Origin of the sequence: Trinickia sp. (assembly GCF_051953405.1) — a bacterium.
Lineage (GTDB): Bacteria > Pseudomonadota > Gammaproteobacteria > Burkholderiales > Burkholderiaceae > Trinickia.
The window spans coordinates 163,706-180,712 of the sequence record NZ_JBQCIV010000086.1 but is presented as its reverse complement, the minus strand read 5'-3'; the positions used below and the strand labels follow the sequence as shown (position 1 = coordinate 180,712).

Sequence of the window (17,007 nt, the reverse complement as noted above, 5' to 3'; positions counted from 1 at the left end):
AGCACCGGCACGGATGCCGAACTCAACTCAGATCGAACGTCGTCGTCAAAATGACGGCGCGGCCCGGCAGCACGGGGATGGCGATCGCATGCATCGACGCGCCGTATAGGCGCCGGTCGAATACATTCTTCACGCCCAGTTGCGCGGACCAATGCTTGGCCCGATAAAAGACGGTTGCATCGACGCGCGCGTCGCCGGGCAGCGAATAGCCGGGCATATCCGTCGGCTCGCGCGAATGGCAAAAGAGGCCGCCGCCCACGCTGAACCCGCGTGCCGGATCGTGGCTGAAAGCGTAGGTGGTCCACAGGCTTGCGCTGCGCGACGGGATCGCCGGGGAGGCCGTATCGACGCCGCCCGCATTCGAACTCGCCACGGCGAGGGTGCCGATCACGTTCCAGCCCGGCAGCGCTTGCCCTTGAATATCGAACTCGAATCCTCGGCTGTGCTGCCCGGGTGCCTGAGCGGCATAGAGGGGATTCGTCGGGTCGACGCCGATCGAAAAATCGTTGTGTACTCGATAAACCGCTGCTGTGGCATAGAGCTTATCGTCGAGCAGATCGAATTTCACGCCTGTCTCGATCTGCTCGCTGCGCATCGGCGGTAACCCTGTGCCGCTCGCTGTCGGGTTACCCAGCGATTGATCGAACCCATGCAGCCAATTGGCGTAGAGCGTCGCGGACGAGGTCAAGCGGTAGCTGACACCGAGCGTCGGCGTCCAAGCGCTGTTGTGTTGATCGAATTGATCGAGCTGATCGGAGTACAGGACATTCGTGTGTCGCAGCGACGCCAATACGCGTAGCCGCGAACCGAATGCGAGTTGTGCCTGCACGTAAGTGCTCCATTGCCGCGAGTCGTAAGAGGAGAACGGCATGAGGGGCCCGCCGGGCACTGTGGCTAATGGCTGCGGCGTATAGAGATTCTGCGTCGAAAAATTGTCGGGCGCCTGATCGTTGGCGAATCCGAACCGCCAGAAATCCAAGCCTGCGAGCAGCGTACCGGACACCCCGCCGAGCTTGAATGTGCGGACCAGCTCGCTCGCCACGGTGGCCTGGTGTTCGACGATGCGTGCATTGACCGCATCGAGCCCCACGTCGCCGTTGGCGTCGAATACCGACAGCGGAAGATTCCAAAACGTGTCGGTCTCATAGCGCAGCATGCGCGCGCGCGCGCGTACGCTCCATCCGTCGCCGAACGAATGCTCGGCGAAGAGATGCACTTCGGTCGATTCGTTGGAGATGTAATCGCTCGACGCACTGACCGGTATCAAGGGTGTATCCGGCAGCGGCAGGCCGTCGGGCCCGCCAACCGTGTACGGCAGGATCGGCAAACGATTGCGGTAATGCTCGACGCCGAGCGTAATATCGGTTGCCCCATCGCGGTAGCGAAGCGACGGTGCCAGATAGAATTCGCGCTTCCCGTCATAGCCACCGTAGTTGCGGTTGTCCAACTCGCCGGCTGCCACAAAGCGGTAGGCCAGATTCGAACCGTCGCCGAACGTGCCGCCCAGGTCGATGCTGGCGCGGCGCTGGCCATTCGAGTCGATCTGTGTCGTCAGCGTGCGCTCGATCTTGAAATCGGGCTTCTTGGTGACGAGATTGACGATGCCGCCTGCCGGCACGCCTCCCGCGATCAACGTGACGGGCCCTTTGATGACTTCGACACGCTCGACCCCCTCCAACGGCGGATAGGCCATCGCTTCGTAGAGCATGCCGTCGACCAACAGCGAGGTCGTTTGGAAGCCGCGCACCTTGACGTCGTAGTCCGCGCTGTTGAACCCGAAAAACGGGGTGGCGCCGCTCACATTGGCGAGCGCATCGGCCACCGTGGCGGCTTGCTGCGTGGTCATCACTTCTCGACTGACCTCACCCACGGATTGCGGCACGTCGGAGAGCGCCATGTCGGTGCGCGTGGCCGTGGACGAACGCTCGACGACGAAGCTGTGTTTCGCCGCCTGGTCGCCATCGGCGCGGCCCATCACGTCGATCTTCGGCAGCACATGGTCCGACGGGGCGGCGGCGCTCGGCTCGCTGGCCGATTCGGCCCGGCGCAGCGTGAGCGTCCCGTTCGCCACTTCGATCAACTCGAGGTGGCTGCCGGCAAGCGCATGGGCGAGCGCTTCTTTCGGCGTCATCGTGCCGTCCACGGGGGCAGCCGCGAGGCCGCGCGTCAGCGACGCGTCGAACGAAAGGACGACATGACCGAGCTTCGCGATTTGCAGCAGCACGGTATCGAGCTGGCCGCCCGCCACGTGAAACGCGATAGCCGGCGCATCCGCCGCCGACGTGGGCGGTGCGGCGATCGAACACCCCAAGGCCACCGCAAGCCCTGTCCAACTCGCGCGCGAACCGCGCCTTACTCTCGCCATTGCATAGTTCTCGACTCAAGCACAGTCGACTCGACCGCCTCCGATACGAGCGATGCAAATCCGAGCGCCGTTACGATTCGGGTGGTAACGCGCGCGGTTGTGCTCGCGTCGCCCCCCAGGTGAACGGCCAACATAGCGATTATTTAAGGATTACGGGCGTCAGGACGGGCTGATTGTCGGGTCAGGATTTTCTGACACGTCGCCCATCGGGCGAGCCCGGCATTCGAGCTAGGCTGCCGTCTTGGGTAAGGATGACGTCGTTCACGATGACCCCTTGATTGCAAATAGCTAGCAATCGGTTGCCCGCCGTTACTGCTCGGCGAGCTTGAAATCGATCGACTGGACTACGCTCACCGGCACCGCCTCGCCTTGCTTGATATAGGGCTCGCAGACAGCACCGTTCACGGCATCGAGCGCAGCCGCATCGAGATCGGCGAAGCCGGTGCCGCGCTCTAGGCTCACGGCCGTCGGGTGGCCGGTGGTATCGAGCGTCATCCGTACGGTGGCCGTGCCTTCCTCCTCGAGCCTGCGCGAGCGCGCCGGATACGAGGGCGTCGGAATGCGGCAGACCACCTCGTCGGATCGCTTCGTCTCCGGTTTGGCGCTGAACCGTGCCGCTTCCGCGGCGGCAGGCGCTTTCGTCGCGCTCGCGGCAGACGCTCCCGCTCCCGGCGTGCTGGCGGCACCGGACGCTGCTGCCGGCTCGGTTACCACGCCTTTTCGCGGCGCAGATGGGTGCGGCGCCGGCGCAACGGTCTCGGTCGGCGCCGGTTTGCGCGGAAGCGCACGACGTTGGGGCGGCGATACGTGCGGTTCAATCGATGCATGGGAGGAGGGGCCGGCAGGCGCCGGACGATTGTTCGCCGAGGGTACGGCGAGCACAACGACTTCAAGGGGCCCGGTCGGCGCGACGGCATGCGCTTCGCGCAGCCCGGACAAACCCGATCGCGCGGCGCGGCTATAAACCGCGAACAGCGCGAGATGCGCCAAGACCACGACGAGGACGACCCCGACCGTCCGGGCATTCGAGCGGGGCTCGGCCGGAGGACACTGCATCGCTAAGGGGTGGACCGTACTCGTCATCTGTTTCGATCTCGTAGGTAGGGCGCATTCGCGGCGTCGCATGTGTGCTTTCAAACGGTATGTGCCACGAGCGAGCCAAAGTGACGGGTTCCGAACGAAATTTTTTTGTGGGGCTAGTGGGGCCGGCCGGCAGAACACGGCGCTCAGGTACGGGCGACGAGAACGAGATACCCCGCGTAGCGGCTGATTTGAAGCGGCAACGTATGGGCTAGCGCGTCGAGCGCGCGCAGCGGCTGGTCGAGCGGCAACACGCCGGTGACGGGCAGCGACGCGGCATCGTTCGCGACCCGGATCACGCCAGGGAAGTAGGGACGCAGGCGTTCGACGACGACGCCGAGCGGCACCTCGTCGACTTGCAGTTGGCCCGATGCCCACGACGCTTCGAAGGCGGCGTTTTCGCGCAGCGGCTCGATGCGCTGCGTGCCGGCCCTCGCGGTGCGACCCGGCGCAAGCGTCATGGCCTCGCCGCCTGCCACGGAGATTCGCAGCGGTGTATCGAGGGCGGCGACGTGCAGCCATTTGCCTTCCGTGCGGACCGAGAACGAACCCGCATGGGTGTGTACGCGCCGATTGCCGTTGCGAACCACGAACGGCCGGACGTCGCGATCGGTGACCCTGACGAACGCCGCTCCGCTGCGCAGAACCAAGCCGCGCGCGTCAGCGCGATAGGCGAGATCGGCCGCGCTGCGCGCCCCGAGCGTGACGGTGGACCCATCGGCGAGCATCGTTTCCTTTCGCTCGCCGGTGTTGGTGTGCAGATCTGCTGTCCACTGTCCGATCGGGCTGAGCCGATCGACGATCGCGCCGGTGCCGAGCGCGATCGCGCCGAACGAGAGCACGCCGCGCACGAGCCGGCGGCGCGCGGGGGCAGCCAGCAGCGCATCGCCGACGGCGCGGCGCGCGATGCCGGCGGAGCTAGGCGGTAGGAGCGCGCCGAGCGACGCCTCGACGTGAGCCAATGCCTTCGCATGAGAAGGGTGCGCCTTGCGCCAGGCCTCGAAGTGCTGGTGATCGCGTTCCGTTGCATCGCCCGAGCGCAGCAGGACCATCCAACGAATCGCGGCGCTGATCGCTTGCTCGGTTTCGTTGCCGCCGGTGCCGAGAGCGGTTGCCCGGGTCATATCGTCGATCATTGCAGCGACGCCGAACAGCAAGCGCGGAGCGCCTGGGTGAGAGAGTCGTGCACCGTCCGTTGGACGAACGTTTCCGAGGCGATGTCTTTGGCGGTAAACGCACAGCCGAGCATCAACCTCGGGCGGTTCGGCAACCACCGGTATTCGTTGCGAAAGATCGATTCGACCGGCGCAAGGTTGAGACGGGCAATGGCGTCTGGCATACAACGACTCCGCGCGTGCTTTATCCGAACTCCTTCCGCCTCCTCCCGCACCCGAGGTGGCCGAAGATCCGATACCGGCGTAGCGTACGGGAGAATAAAAGTACTATCAATCAGGGAAAGGTAGGGGATGCAAACGACGATTCGGGCCGGCCGGCGAATCTACGGAGCTTTCATGAACTTATTGTGACAATCGACGGAAAGGATCGACGGCAGCGGCATCGACTGGCGCTGTCATATTCTTGCGATTGCGCGGGTGGCCATCGTGCGTTATGGTCTCGCCACTTTAACGGCGGCTGCGAAGCAACGTATGGTAACGATACCCGATAAACGCCTGACGATCCGCGACATCGCCGCGCTGGCGAAGGTCGGGACATCGACGGTATCTCGCGTGCTGAATAACTCCGGCTACGTGAAGGCCGAGGTGCGCGCGCGCATCGATGCGGTGATTGCGCAGACACGCTATACGCCCTCGGAGCCGGCGAAACAGTTGAAGTCGCGGCGGTCGGGACTGATCGGCGTGATCATTCCGAAGATCAATTCGTACACGACGGGCGAGGTGGTGGCCGGGATTTCCGCGACGCTCGCGCCCTCGCGTTGCCAGATGCTGCTCGCGAACACCGACAATTCGGTCGCGCAGGAGCAGGAGGCCTACGATCTGTTTCGCCGGCAACGTGTGGCCGGTGTGCTGCATCTGGCCACGACCGTCAACGACCCGCTGGTCGATGCGATGCGCGAAGCGGGGTTGCCGATGGTGCTGATCGGTCAGGACGCGAGTCATCTTGGCATCGCCAGCGTGATCCAAAACGAACGATCGGCGGCGCGCATGATGACCGAGCACCTGATCGAAAACGGACACCGGCGTATCGGTCTCGTGACCGTCGGCGAGGAAGACATTCAGGTGGGCGGAGAGCGAACCGCGGGCTATCTGGAAGCGCTGCAAGCGCATGGGTTGTCCGTCGATCCCGAATTGATCGTCCGGACGAGCTTCAAAGCGGAGGCGGGAGAAGAGGCCGCCGAGCGTTTGCTTCGTCTGACAGGTAGCCGTCGCTGCACGGCGATTTTGGCCGTCACCGACCGTCTCGCGGTCGGCGCCATGGCTTGCCTGCACGATCACGGCATTCGCGTCCCGCAGGATATGGCCGTTGCGGGCGTGGGCGACAGCGACATGGCGCGGATGGTCCGTCCCGCGCTGTCCACCGTTCACTACGATTACGCCGGCACGGGGGCGCAAGCCGCCCAACTCATGATGGACATGCTCGATGCCCAGCACAGCGATGCCGCCCGGATAGTGATGCCGTATCGGCTCGCGCTTCGGCGCAGCACTTGAGCACGAAATAAACGGATCGCTCGATCGAAGCGACGGGTGATTGCGAAGTCAACGAGGTGGCATCAGTGCCATATGGTATCGATACCACATTCAACGTATGGAGAGGATGGTGACGGAAAGCGAAACGGCACAGGCCCTGCTGCCGCTCCTAGGCGGCTCGGCGAACATCGTGAGGCTGTCGCATTGCGCGACGCGCTTGCGGCTTGTCGTACACGACAACGGCAAGATCGATCACCCGACGATCGGCAAGCTAGATCTGGTGAAAGGGTCGTTTAACGGTGCGGGGCAGGTGCAGGTCATCGTCGGTCCCGGCATCGTCGACAAGGTGCACGACGCGCTGCAGGCGTTACTCGGCACGTCGGCCGCGGGAACGGTCGAGGAAGTGAAACGCGATGCCGCGGTTCGGCAGAACGTGGCGCAACGGCTCGCGCGGACACTCTCGAACGTCTTTGTCCCGATCATTCCGGTGATCGTCGCATCGGGTTTGTTGATGGGCTTGCTCGGCCTGCTCAAGAGCATGGGATGGGTAACCGGCGACAGCGCGGCGGTCCAGATCCTGAACGTATTCGCGAGCACCGCCTTCGTGTTCCTACCGATCTTGATTGCGTTTTCATGTGCGCGCGACTTCGGCGTTTCGCCGCTGCTCGCGGCCGCGCTGGCGGGGATCATGATCCATCCCGATCTGCAGAACGCATGGACGCTCGGCAGCGGCATTCATCGATATTGGAATCTGTTCGGATTCCCCATTGCGCAGGTCGGGTATCAGGGCACCGTGCTCCCGATTTTGCTCGCGGTCTGGATGATGTCGTGGATCGAGCGTGGCGTGAAGCGCGTCATTCCTAACGCGGTCGATCTGATCTTCACGCCGTTCCTGACGCTCCTCATTTCGGGCACGATTGCCCTGACCGTGGTAGGCCCGATCGGCCGCGCGCTCGGCGATGGTCTTTCATTCAGTCTGCAATCCATCTACGTGCACGGCGGCGCACTGGCCGGGCTCCTGTTCGGAGGACTGTATTCGACCATCGTCCTGACCGGCATTCATCACAGTTTTCATGCAATCGAGGCGAACCTGCTGGCGAACCCGGCCATCGGCGTGAATTTCCTACTGCCGATCTGGTCGATGGCGAACATCGCGCAAGGCGGCGCCGCGTTCGCCGTGTTTTTTACCACGCGCGACGAAAAGATGCGGCAGGTCGCCGTCCCTGCCGCGTTGTCCTGCCTGATGGGCATTACCGAAGCCGCGATCTTCGGCGTGAATCTGCGTGAGTTTTGGCCGTTCGTCTTTGCGGCGGTCGGCGGCGCAGTGGGCGGCGGCTGGGTGGTCGCGACGCACGTTTATATGACGGGTATCGGCTTGACCGCTCTACCGGGCCTCGCGATCGTTCGCCCGGATGGCGTGCTCCATTACCTGGTAGGCGGCACGATCGCGTTTGCCGTGGCATTCGCGCTGACGCTGCTGCGCGGCCTGAAAAGCAAGGCGCCGCGCGGGGAGATTGCCGGTGCCTGATTGCGCTGCACTCGAGTTTGTCGAAGACCGTTGGCGCCCCTCGTTTCATCTATGCCCGCCGCACGGGCTCATGAACGACCCTAACGGTTTGATCTATTGGCGAGGGGCGTATCACGTCTTCTATCAATGGAACCCCGACGGCTGTATCCACGCGAACAAGCACTGGGCGCATGTCAAAAGCGAAGACCTGATCCATTGGGAAACGCTACCCGTCGCGCTTGCGCCGAATGAGGCGTACGACGCGCACGGCTGCTATTCCGGCAGTGCGATGGCATTCGGCGATTCATTGCTGCTGCTCTACACGGGGAACGTGCGCGACGAGGCAGGCGGCCGTTCGAGCCATCAGTGTCTCGCGCGCTCGGCCGACGGCGTGCGCTTCGAAAAGCTCGGGCCGGTGATCGACGGTGCGCCGGCGGGCTATACGGGCCATTTTCGCGATCCAAAGGTGTGGCGGCACAACGAAACGTGGTATGCGGTGCTGGGCGCACAACGGGCCGCCGATTTGAAGGGCACCGTCGTACTCGCGAAAAGCGACGATTGGCGCGCATGGCATATCGTCGGCGAACTGCTGGCGCCGGCGCAGGCCTGCTACATGGTCGAGTGTCCGGACCTGTTCGTGCTGGACGGAGAGACCGTGTTGGTTTGCTGCCGGCAAATGAACGTGACGCGCGACGGCACAAGCGGCCGCGAAGATATCGCCGGCTATTTGACCGGCGACGTCGATCTCGATGCGGCGGCTTTTACGCACAGCGATTTCCACCGTCTCGACCATGGGTTCGATTTCTACGCGCCGCAAACGCTGGCCGCGCCCGATGGGCGGCGGCTGCTGATCGGCTGGATGGGGATGCCGTCGCAACCGGATACGCCCACCATCGCGGACGGCTGGACGCATTGCCTGACGATGCCGCGCGAGTTGAGTCTCGACAATGGGCGTCTCGTGCAACGGCCGCTGCGCGAACTCGAACGCCTGCGCGGGCCGGCGATTCGGATGCCCGACATGCTGCTGAAAGGGGATGCGTCGATTGCGCTGCCGAGCGCCGCGAGCCGCGAGTGGGAACTACAGGTTTCCATTCATGCAGTGAAGGGCGCCAACTGGGTGCTGCATGTGCTCGATGAGCAAACCCAGTCGCTGCGATTGACGTACGACGACGAAATCGGAAGGCTTGCGCTGGTTCGCCACTGCCCGCAGGCCGGGCAGATTCACGAGCGTCGCGAGTGCGAGATCGAGGCCAGCGCGACGCGGCTGCATATCTTTGTCGATCGCAGTTGCGTCGAGATATTCGTGAACGGCGGCGAGCAGGTCTTCACCACGCGTTTCTATCCCGGGCCCGAGATCAAGCCGGTTCGCTTCGCGACGAACGCGATGGCGGCACTGCGCGATATCTGTTGGTGGCCTTTGCGGCGCGACGAGACGGCTCGCTCTGCTTGCATTTGATAACAGGACGTTGGGATGCCATGTCGATAGAAAACACTACGGTAAAAATCGTTGCGCCGTTGTCCGGTAGGGTCGTGCCGATCGAGGACGTGCCCGATCCGGCCTTCGCGCAAAAGCTGCTCGGCGAGGGGTTAGCGATCGATCCGAGCACGAACCTCGTGCTGTCGCCGATGGACGGCCGGGTGATCGATCTGCACGCGGCGCGGCACGCCGTGGTGATCGAAGGGCAAGCGGGGATTCAGGTGCTGGTTCATGTCGGCATCGATACCGTCATGCTCGACGGCGAAGGGTTCGATGCGCTCGTTAGGAAGGGCGACGACGTGCGTGCCGGACAGCCGCTGCTGCGGTTCGATCTCGCACGCGTGAGTGCGAAGGCCGCCAGCATGTTGACGGAGATCGTGATCGTCAATGGCGAATCGGTGGCGGTGACGCGGATCGACAAAGCGTCGGGTTCGGTCGAGGCCGGGGCGTCCATCCTGTTGACGCTTCACGTTGGCCAGGCTGTCGCCGATGACATGCCGACGGCGGCAGCAGCGCCGGGCAACCGGCTGCATTCGCCGTTGATCGAGCTGCCGAACCCAATGGGCCTGCACGCGAGGCCGGCCGCGGTGCTCGCACAAGCGGCACGGCACTACGTGGCGGACATCGTGCTGTCGTGCGGGACGGTCAAGGCGGATGCCAAATCGGCGATCGACATCATGTCGTTGGCCACGCGTCATGGCGACCCGATCCAACTGAGCGCGCTGGGTCCCGACGCAGCGCAGGCGCTTGGGGCGCTCGAACGGTTATTGCGCGATGGCTGCGGCGAGCGTGTGGAGACTGTCGCCGTTCCCTGGGTCATGGCGGAGGATCCGATTGTCGCTCGCTCGACGGTGCCGGTAGCGAGTGCACGCGCAACGGACCTGACGGGTAGCGAATTCACGGGCGTTGCGGCGTCGCCGGGGCTGGTTGTCGGTCAACTGGTGCAATGGCGCGACGCCGCGATCGAATTCGACGAAGCTGGCGGGGCCTTCGACGAAGAACATGCGCGTCTCGTCGGCGCGTTGCAGCGCGCTCGCGAGCAGATCGAACGGCTCGCAGCCCGTAGCGGCAGCGTCGGCCCCGGGGCACAGATCATGGACGCGCATCTCGCGCTCCTGGGCGATCCGGTGCTGACCGAATTAGCTCAGGGAAAGCTGTCCGACGGGGCCAGCGCCGCGCTTGCGTGGCACCACGCATGCAGCGTCGTAGCGCAACGACTCGCGCAACACCCGAGCCCACCGTTACGCGAACGCGCCTCCGACATTCGCGATATCGGCCTGCGTGTGGTCGCACTCCTGACGGACGTGCGGCGCACGGCGCCGAAGCTGGTCGAGCGATCGATTATTGTTGCCGACGACTTGACGCCATCGGATACGGTATCGCTCGACCGCAGCAAAGTAGCTGGACTGTGCACGGTGTCCGGCGGCCCGACGAGCCACGTGGCGATTCTCGCGCGCTCGATGGGGATCCCCGCGATGTGCGGTATCGATGCGGCAGTACGCCTACTTGCCGACGGTACGAGCGCTGTGCTGGACGGCACGGCGGGTACGTTGCGGATCGCGCCCGATGCTGCGGCGCTGGCCGATGCCGAGCGGCGCATGAAGGCAGCCGCCGCGCAACGCGATAGCTCTGCGCAAGCGGCGCATGGGATCGGGTGCACCCGTGATGGCCATCGCGTCGAAGTCGTCGCCAACGTGCGAGATGCGGCTGAAGCGGCCGATGCGGTGGCCGCAGGCGCTGAAGGGGTGGGGTTATTGCGCTCGGAGTTCTTGTTCGAGGATCGAGCCGTTGCCCCGGACGAAGACGAGCAGAGCGCGGCGTATCGGGCGGTTGCGGCAGCGCTCGGGCCGCAGCGCAAGTGCATTATCCGCACGCTCGACGTCGGCGGAGACAAACCGCTGCGCTACTTGCCGCTGCCCAAGGAGGGTAATCCGTTTCTCGGCTTGCGCGGTATTCGCGTGAGCCTCGCCTATCCGGATTTATTCCGCAGCCAGGTGCGCGCGTTGCTGCGTGCGGTGCCGCACGGGAACTTGCACATGATGTTTCCGATGGTGTCCGATCTCGACGAGGTACGCGCGGCCAAACGTATTCTGCTCGAGGAACAAGAGAAGCACCCGCATCCGGTCAAGATCGGCGTGATGATCGAGGTGCCGGCGGCTGTCGCGATCGTCGAGGCGCTTGCGCAGGAAGTCGATTTCTTTTCGATCGGCACTAACGATCTCGCACAGTACACGCTCGCGATGGATCGAGGACATGCCCAGCTCGCATCGCAGGTGAACGCGCTGCATCCGGCCGTGCTGAAGATGATCGACTCGACCGTGGCCGGTGCGCATGCGCACGGGAAGTGGGTAGGCGTATGCGGCGCGCTCGCCTCCGATCCGGCCGCGACGGCAGTGCTGGTTGGGCTCGGCGTCGATGAATTGTCGGTGTGTGTGCCTGCTATCGCCGAGGTGAAGGCGAAGCTGGCCACGCTCGAATTCAGCGCGTGTCGGGCACTTGCCCAGCGTTTATTGAAACTGGGCAGCGCCGCCCAGGTGAAAGCAGCGCTGGCTGGCAGGCCCTGAAGTCGGCGCGTCGAACCTGCCGTAGCCGCGCAATCAGGACGCGAAATCGGTAACGACCGTTACGCCTGCGCCTTCGAACCGGTCCATGTTCATGAGCGCCTCGGCCGATGCGCTCAGGCTGATTTCCTTGCCGATCAGGCGCTCGGGCTGCAGTTTGCCCGTGTGGATCATGTCGAGCATGGCATCGTAGCGGTGTGCCTGCATGCCGTGGCTGCCCAGAATTTCCAGTTCGTGAGCGATGACCTTGCTCATCGGCACCTGCGGTGTGGCGTGATCGCCCAGCATGAGGCCCACTTGTACATGCTTGCCGCGGCGGCGCAGGTTGCTGATCGAGTTGAAGCAGGTGGTGGGATGGCCCAGCGCATCGAGCGAAACATGCGCGCCGCCTTGCGTGATTTCCTTCACGGCTTCGACGACATTCGCGACGCGCGCTGCATTGACGGTTGCGACGGCGCCCAACGTGCTCGCCAGTTCGAGTGCTCGATCCGAAATATCGATGGCGACCACATTCGCGCCGATCGCGTTGGCGATCATGATCGCGGACAGGCCGACGCCGCCGCACCCATGCACCGCCACCCATTGTCCGGCCGAGGTTTTGCCTTGGTCGACCACGGCGCGAAACGAAGTCACGAAACGGCAGCCGAGGCTCGCCGCTGTGGCAAAGCCGAGGGCATCGGGCAAGCGCACGAGATTGAGGTCGGCGTAGTGGATGCCCACGTATTCGGCGAACGAACCCCAATGCGTAAAGCCGGGTTGAAATTGGCTTTCGCACACTTGCTGATTACCGGAATGGCATTCGGGGCAGTGACCGCAACCGCCGACGAACGGCACCGTGACGCGGTCGCCGATTTGCCAGCGCTTGACGTCCGGGCCGACGGCCGCGACGACGCCTGCGAGTTCATGGCCGGGCACGTGCGGGAGGACGATATCGGGATCGTGGCCCATCCAACCGTGCCAGTCGCTGCGGCATACGCCCGTGGCCATCACTTGGACCACAACGCCATGCGGCGCGGGCGTCGGATCGGCAACGTTCAGTAGTTTGGGCGCGGCGCCGAACGATTCATAGACGATTGCTTTCATTGGCTGATTCTCTGTCGAACGATCGCCGCACTATACCTTGATTGCGCCGTCGAGCAACTGGGATGGCAGCCGGCTTGCTCAATTGGACATTCAATCGAGTTCGGATTTCGCCACGCCTCCTCTGTCGCAATTGAACTTCCCCTTTTCGTCACACCGCGCATGACGCGCTGGTGCGAGCCATTCATACGCTGTAGCCCATTGAGCTAGATGACGTCAGCGGCCATCGGAACGTTGAATACCGACATGCGCGTCTCGATCCAGTGCAAGAGTTCGCTGGCTGCACGCGTCAGCATCCGCTCGGAATTGACGAAGACCTTCGCATACTGATTGCCGAGCATCGAGTGGTCGATCGCGCGCGCGACAAGGCGCCCATCGGCGATTTCCTCGCGCACCGAATAGTCCGTCACCATTGCGACGCCGCGGCCGGCGAGCGCGAAACGGATGAGCAGATCCAGCGTGTTCGCTTGCATGATAGGCGCGAAGCGCAGGTTTTCAGCGGCGGCTACTGCCTCGATCAAGCGCCCGAGCCCGTATAGCGCCGGCATCGTCGCAAACGGGTAGGCGATCGCGCGCCCGAACGTGATATCTCCCGTCTGCGCGGCAAGCGGGTGGTCCGGCGACATCGCGGCCACCACACGGTGCTTCGCATGCGCGTGAAAGCGCAGGTGCTCCGACGCCGGCGGGCTGTACGCCATCCCTATATGGACGATGCCCTTCTGCACATCGTGCACGATCTCGACGGTAGCCTTGGTATGGATGGTCAACCGAATATTGGGATACTGGCGGTTGAAGTCCCATAGGACCTCATCGGTCAACGACGGAATCAGCCCCTCACTTGCCGCGACGATGACGCTGCCGGAACCCAGATCGTCCAATGACCCGAGCTGGCTTTCCAAGTGTTCGAGCTGAGCGCTCCACATCCGGTGATACTCGAGCAGATGCGCGGTGGCCGGGGTGGGCACCGCTCCCGCCGATTGCCGATCGAAAAGGAGGGCACCGGTTTCGCGCTCGAGGATCTGAATCTGCCGGCTCACGTACGATGGCTGAAAACCCAGCTTCGTGGCTGCCTTTCTGATTGACCCCGTTGTGACCACTGCTTCCAAGCATATCAACTGGCTCATTTTAATTTGATCCATGCCACCTCTTGTCAACCTCTCAACATTGACGGGATAGATTTTGGTGCACACCCCGTTGCCTGGCGAGGGCGCCTTATAGGCCGTTTTCGGGGTAAAGTCGCTTGGCTGATATCTTAGTACCAAAAACAAACATTCATTCCGAGATTGTTCAATGGCCAGCGACACCAACGTATACGCTCAGGATTTGCCTACGTCGAATGTAGGAATATTCCGAAAAATAGATATTCGCGTCCTCGGATTCCTTGCGATCTGTTATGCGTTCGCTTATGTGGATCGCATTAATATCGGATTCGCGAAATTGCAGATGCAGCACGACCTTGCATTCAGTGATGCCGCCTATGGGCTCGGGGCGGGAATCTTCTTTCTTGGCTACGTGCTATTCGAGATACCGAGCAATCTGCTGCTCGTGCGGATCGGTGCTCGCAAGACGCTCGCCCGCATCATGATCCTATGGGGCCTGGCATCGGCCGCGACGTGCTTCGTTTCGAGCACGACTTCGTTCTACGCGCTGCGCTTTCTCCTGGGCGTGTTTGAAGCCGGTTTCGCGCCCGGAATGATCTTCTACCTCTCGTACTGGTATCCCAAAGCACGAATGGCCCGTGCGGTGGCTCTGCTGCTGGCAGCCGCGCCGATCGGGGGGATCGTGGCTGGCCCGCTGTCGGGCTGGGCGATGACGTCGCTCTCGGGTACTCACGGACTCGCGGGTTGGCAGTGGCTATTCATCCTCGAGGGGGTGCCGGCGGCGTTGCTTGGCATCGTCGCGCTCGCTTGGCTCAAGGATTCGCCCGAACAGGCTGGTTGGTTGTCAGCTCAGGAATTATCGAGTCTGAAGGGTCTTGTGACGCCGGCGGTACCGGATCGGTCCGCGTATCGCTCGCTGCCGGTAGTGCTCCGTAGTCCGTCGATCTATCGCCTTGCCGCAGCGTATTTCTGCCTGATTTGCGGGCTGTACGCCATCGGCTTTTGGTTGCCCGCGATCCTCAAAGCGACGGGTCTCAAGAGCGTCCTTGAGATCGGCCTGTACTCCGCTGTCCCGTATGTCGCCGCGGCCGTATCGATGTACGCACTCGCGCGCAGCTCCGACCGCAAGAAGGAGCGCCATCGACATGCCACGATCGCCGCGGCGGTGAGCGCCGTTACCCTGGCCGTGGCAACGCTCTATCTCGAACAGTTTGGTGTCGCGTTCATCGCCATCACGGTCGCCACGGGTGCCATGTTCGCCGCATATTCCGTGTTCTGGGCCATTCCGCACGATGTGTTGAGCGGCCCGACGGCGGCGGGCGGGATCGCCCTCATCAACACGCTCGGACTGTTTGGCGGCTTCCTGAGCCCCACGATGATCGGATGGGTCAAGACATTCACGGGCAGCACTGAAATGGGATTGCTTGTCATCGCCGGGTTGCTTGTTCTCGGGGCCGTGCTGTTGTTCACGCCCGTAAAGCCTTTGTTTGGAGCGGAACAATCATGAAGATCTACGCAGCCGGCTTCCAGCACGAGACGAACACATTCGTCGAAATCCCCGCGAGCTACGAGGCGTTTAACGACCGAGCGGTTGGCCCGATCCGCCGCGGTGAGAAGGTGGGCGAGTTGCGTTCGTTGAATATACCGCTTGGCGGCTTTCTATCGGCTATCAAAGACACCGAGCATCAGATCGTTCCAGGCTTATGGGCGGGCGCGACGCCTTCGGGCCGCGTCACGAAGGATGCCTATGAACGAATCGCCGGAGAGATTCTGGAAGGCATCCGCGATGCGAATCCCGATGCCATTTATCTGGATCTGCATGGTGCGATGGTCGCCGAACACTTCGACGATGGGGAGGGCGAGTTACTGCGGCGTATCCGCGCGATCGTCGGGCCGGACGTGCCCGTCGTCGCATCGCTCGATTTGCATGCAAACGTCACGCAGTGCATGGTGGATCAATCCGACGCACTGGTAGCCTACCGTACCTATCCGCACATCGACATGGCTGAGACCGGCCGGCGAGCAGCGGATCTGCTGTGCTCGTGCATGGAGGCTGGCGCACAGTGGAAGAAATACGCGCGGCGTGTGCCCTTCCTCATTCCGATCAACGCCATGTGTACGCACGCCGAGCCGTCGCGAAGCTTTTACGCGCAGCTACAGGCGCTCGAGCGCGGCGCCGTGACGTCGCTCTCTTTCACACCGGGCTTTCCGGCGGCCGATTTTCCGGAATGCGGCCCGCTGGTCTTCGGGTACGGCACGGACGCAGGGCAGTTGTCACGGGCCGTCGACGCCCTGTATGAGCGGGTCGTGTTGAACGAACGCGACTGGTCGATCGAGTTTCTGAGTGCCAGTGAGGCGGTTGTCGAAGCCATGCGCCTCTCGAAGGAGGGCGGCCGCCCGGTGGTGATCGCCGATACTCAAGACAACCCCGGCGCCGGCGCCGCGTCTAACTCGACCGGCCTCATTCGCGCCCTTGTCGCCCATCGGGCGCAGCGCGCGGCCGTTGGCCTGTTCTGGGACCCACAGGCGGTGAGCGTCGCCCATGAGGCCGGAACCGGTGCAAGCGTCGAAATGGTTCTAGGGGCGGCATCCGGGCATCCCTTCGCGGGCCGCTTCGTGGTCGAGTCGCTGTCGACGGGGCGCTGTCATTGCGACGGCCCCATGCTCAAGGGCGCAACGGTCGAACTGGGCCTGACTGCTTGCTTGCGAATCGACGACGTTCGGATCGTCGTCACGTCGACACGAGTGCAGATGATGGACCGCGCGTTCTATCGCGTCGCCGGTGTCGTGCCCGAAGAGATGAAGATCCTGGTCAACAAGAGTTCCGTCCATTTCCGCGCTGATTTTGAACCGATTGCGCAGGCAGTGTTGATCGCAAAGTCGGACGGACACATGGCTGCCGATCCGGCCGATCTGCCTTGGACCGCTCTTGGAGACGGTATGCGCGTGTCGCCCGGTGGGAGACCATTCGAAAACACGAAGCGCGCCACTGATTCGGCTAGCGGCTGCGCATAGCGCGAGCATCATCGAATGAAGCCGCTCCCCGCCGACACAACGGCGGGCAGATCCATGGGTTCTCGCTGGCTCAGCCCGGTTGGGATGAAGTTTTGCATTCTATTGAACGACGATCAATTCACCTTATTCAGTATTGCTAAATGTTTATTGTGAATCTGAAGACTCTATTCAGGACGC

General features: G+C 63.2%; 12 protein-coding genes. 6 read left to right on the top strand and 6 right to left on the bottom strand.

Features of this window, described 5'->3' with window-relative positions:
- Positions 1-22 precede the first annotated feature (22 nt).
- The 4 genes from ACTHN9_RS15525 to ACTHN9_RS15510 all read right to left on the bottom strand — a co-directional run bounded on the left by ACTHN9_RS15525 (position 23) and on the right by ACTHN9_RS15510 (position 4,784).
- The gene (locus ACTHN9_RS15525; RefSeq protein ID WP_440537662.1) at positions 23-2,365 is read right to left on the bottom strand and encodes a TonB-dependent siderophore receptor; all 2,343 of its coding nucleotides are present in this window, start codon (positions 2,363-2,365) and stop codon (positions 23-25) included.
- A gap of 309 nt (positions 2,366-2,674) precedes the next feature.
- A complete protein-coding gene (locus ACTHN9_RS15520; RefSeq protein WP_440537661.1) occupies positions 2,675-3,448 on the bottom strand; it encodes a TonB family protein in 774 nt (257 codons plus the stop codon).
- A gap of 143 nt (positions 3,449-3,591) precedes the next feature.
- Positions 3,592-4,569, bottom strand: coding sequence for a FecR family protein (locus ACTHN9_RS15515; RefSeq protein WP_440537660.1), 978 nt, complete (start codon positions 4,567-4,569; stop codon positions 3,592-3,594).
- A gap of 8 nt (positions 4,570-4,577) precedes the next feature.
- On the bottom strand, positions 4,578-4,784 hold the full coding sequence (locus tag ACTHN9_RS15510) for a hypothetical protein (RefSeq protein WP_440537659.1): 207 nt from the start codon (positions 4,782-4,784) through the stop codon (positions 4,578-4,580).
- Positions 4,785-5,091: 307 nt separating this feature from the next.
- On the opposite strand from ACTHN9_RS15510, the gene ACTHN9_RS15505 reads away from it, so the two are divergent.
- The 4 genes from ACTHN9_RS15505 to ptsP all read left to right on the top strand — a co-directional run bounded on the left by ACTHN9_RS15505 (position 5,092) and on the right by ptsP (position 11,638).
- Positions 5,092-6,111 (top strand): LacI family DNA-binding transcriptional regulator, encoded by a 1,020-nt coding sequence (locus ACTHN9_RS15505; RefSeq protein WP_440537658.1) that lies wholly within the window; start codon positions 5,092-5,094, stop codon positions 6,109-6,111.
- 106 nt (positions 6,112-6,217) lie between these two features.
- Positions 6,218-7,618 carry a sucrose-specific PTS transporter subunit IIBC gene (locus tag ACTHN9_RS15500; RefSeq protein ID WP_440537657.1) on the top strand — a complete coding sequence of 467 codons (1,401 nt, stop codon included), beginning with the start codon at positions 6,218-6,220 and terminating at the stop codon, positions 7,616-7,618.
- The gene (locus ACTHN9_RS15495) at positions 7,611-9,053 is read left to right on the top strand and encodes a glycoside hydrolase family 32 protein (protein ID WP_440537656.1); all 1,443 of its coding nucleotides are present in this window, start codon (positions 7,611-7,613) and stop codon (positions 9,051-9,053) included. Before ACTHN9_RS15500 ends, ACTHN9_RS15495 begins: the two co-directional genes overlap by 8 nt.
- Positions 9,054-9,073: 20 nt before the next feature.
- Positions 9,074-11,638 (top strand): phosphoenolpyruvate--protein phosphotransferase, encoded by a 2,565-nt coding sequence (ptsP, locus tag ACTHN9_RS15490; RefSeq protein WP_440537655.1) that lies wholly within the window; start codon positions 9,074-9,076, stop codon positions 11,636-11,638.
- A gap of 33 nt (positions 11,639-11,671) precedes the next feature.
- Here ptsP and ACTHN9_RS15485 read toward each other — a convergent pair whose 3' ends face one another.
- Together ACTHN9_RS15485 and ACTHN9_RS15480 are read right to left on the bottom strand one after the other, a co-directional pair.
- Positions 11,672-12,718 (bottom strand): zinc-dependent alcohol dehydrogenase family protein, encoded by a 1,047-nt coding sequence (locus ACTHN9_RS15485; RefSeq protein WP_440537654.1) that lies wholly within the window; start codon positions 12,716-12,718, stop codon positions 11,672-11,674.
- 203 nt (positions 12,719-12,921) lie between these two features.
- A complete protein-coding gene (locus ACTHN9_RS15480) occupies positions 12,922-13,839 on the bottom strand; it encodes a LysR family transcriptional regulator (protein WP_440537653.1) in 918 nt (305 codons plus the stop codon).
- Between the two features lie 166 nt (positions 13,840-14,005).
- On the opposite strand from ACTHN9_RS15480, the gene ACTHN9_RS15475 reads away from it, so the two are divergent.
- Together ACTHN9_RS15475 and ACTHN9_RS15470 are read left to right on the top strand one after the other, a co-directional pair.
- A complete protein-coding gene (locus ACTHN9_RS15475; protein ID WP_440537652.1) occupies positions 14,006-15,322 on the top strand; it encodes an MFS transporter in 1,317 nt (438 codons plus the stop codon).
- A complete protein-coding gene (locus ACTHN9_RS15470) occupies positions 15,319-16,830 on the top strand; it encodes a M81 family metallopeptidase (protein WP_440537651.1) in 1,512 nt (503 codons plus the stop codon). Before ACTHN9_RS15475 ends, ACTHN9_RS15470 begins: the two co-directional genes overlap by 4 nt.
- Positions 16,831-17,007 lie beyond the last annotated feature (177 nt).

Excerpts from the sequence above, each read along its gene's own strand:
- ACTHN9_RS15485 (WP_440537654.1), bottom strand. The coding sequence starts at position 12,718 with ATGAAAGCAATCGTCTATGAATCGTTCGGCGCCGCGCCCAAACTACTG.
- ACTHN9_RS15500 (WP_440537657.1), top strand. The coding sequence starts at position 6,218 with ATGGTGACGGAAAGCGAAACGGCACAGGCCCTGCTGCCGCTCCTAGGC.
- ptsP (WP_440537655.1), top strand. The coding sequence starts at position 9,074 with ATGTCGATAGAAAACACTACGGTAAAAATCGTTGCGCCGTTGTCCGGT.
- ACTHN9_RS15515 (WP_440537660.1), bottom strand. The coding sequence starts at position 4,569 with ATGACCCGGGCAACCGCTCTCGGCACCGGCGGCAACGAAACCGAGCAA.
- ACTHN9_RS15525 (WP_440537662.1), bottom strand. The coding sequence starts at position 2,365 with ATGGCGAGAGTAAGGCGCGGTTCGCGCGCGAGTTGGACAGGGCTTGCG.
- ACTHN9_RS15475 (WP_440537652.1), top strand. The coding sequence starts at position 14,006 with ATGGCCAGCGACACCAACGTATACGCTCAGGATTTGCCTACGTCGAAT.
- ACTHN9_RS15480 (WP_440537653.1), bottom strand. The coding sequence starts at position 13,839 with ATGAGCCAGTTGATATGCTTGGAAGCAGTGGTCACAACGGGGTCAATC.
- ACTHN9_RS15470 (WP_440537651.1), top strand. The coding sequence starts at position 15,319 with ATGAAGATCTACGCAGCCGGCTTCCAGCACGAGACGAACACATTCGTC.
- ACTHN9_RS15520 (WP_440537661.1), bottom strand. The coding sequence starts at position 3,448 with ATGACGAGTACGGTCCACCCCTTAGCGATGCAGTGTCCTCCGGCCGAG.
- ACTHN9_RS15510 (WP_440537659.1), bottom strand. The coding sequence starts at position 4,784 with ATGCCAGACGCCATTGCCCGTCTCAACCTTGCGCCGGTCGAATCGATC.
- ACTHN9_RS15505 (WP_440537658.1), top strand. The coding sequence starts at position 5,092 with ATGGTAACGATACCCGATAAACGCCTGACGATCCGCGACATCGCCGCG.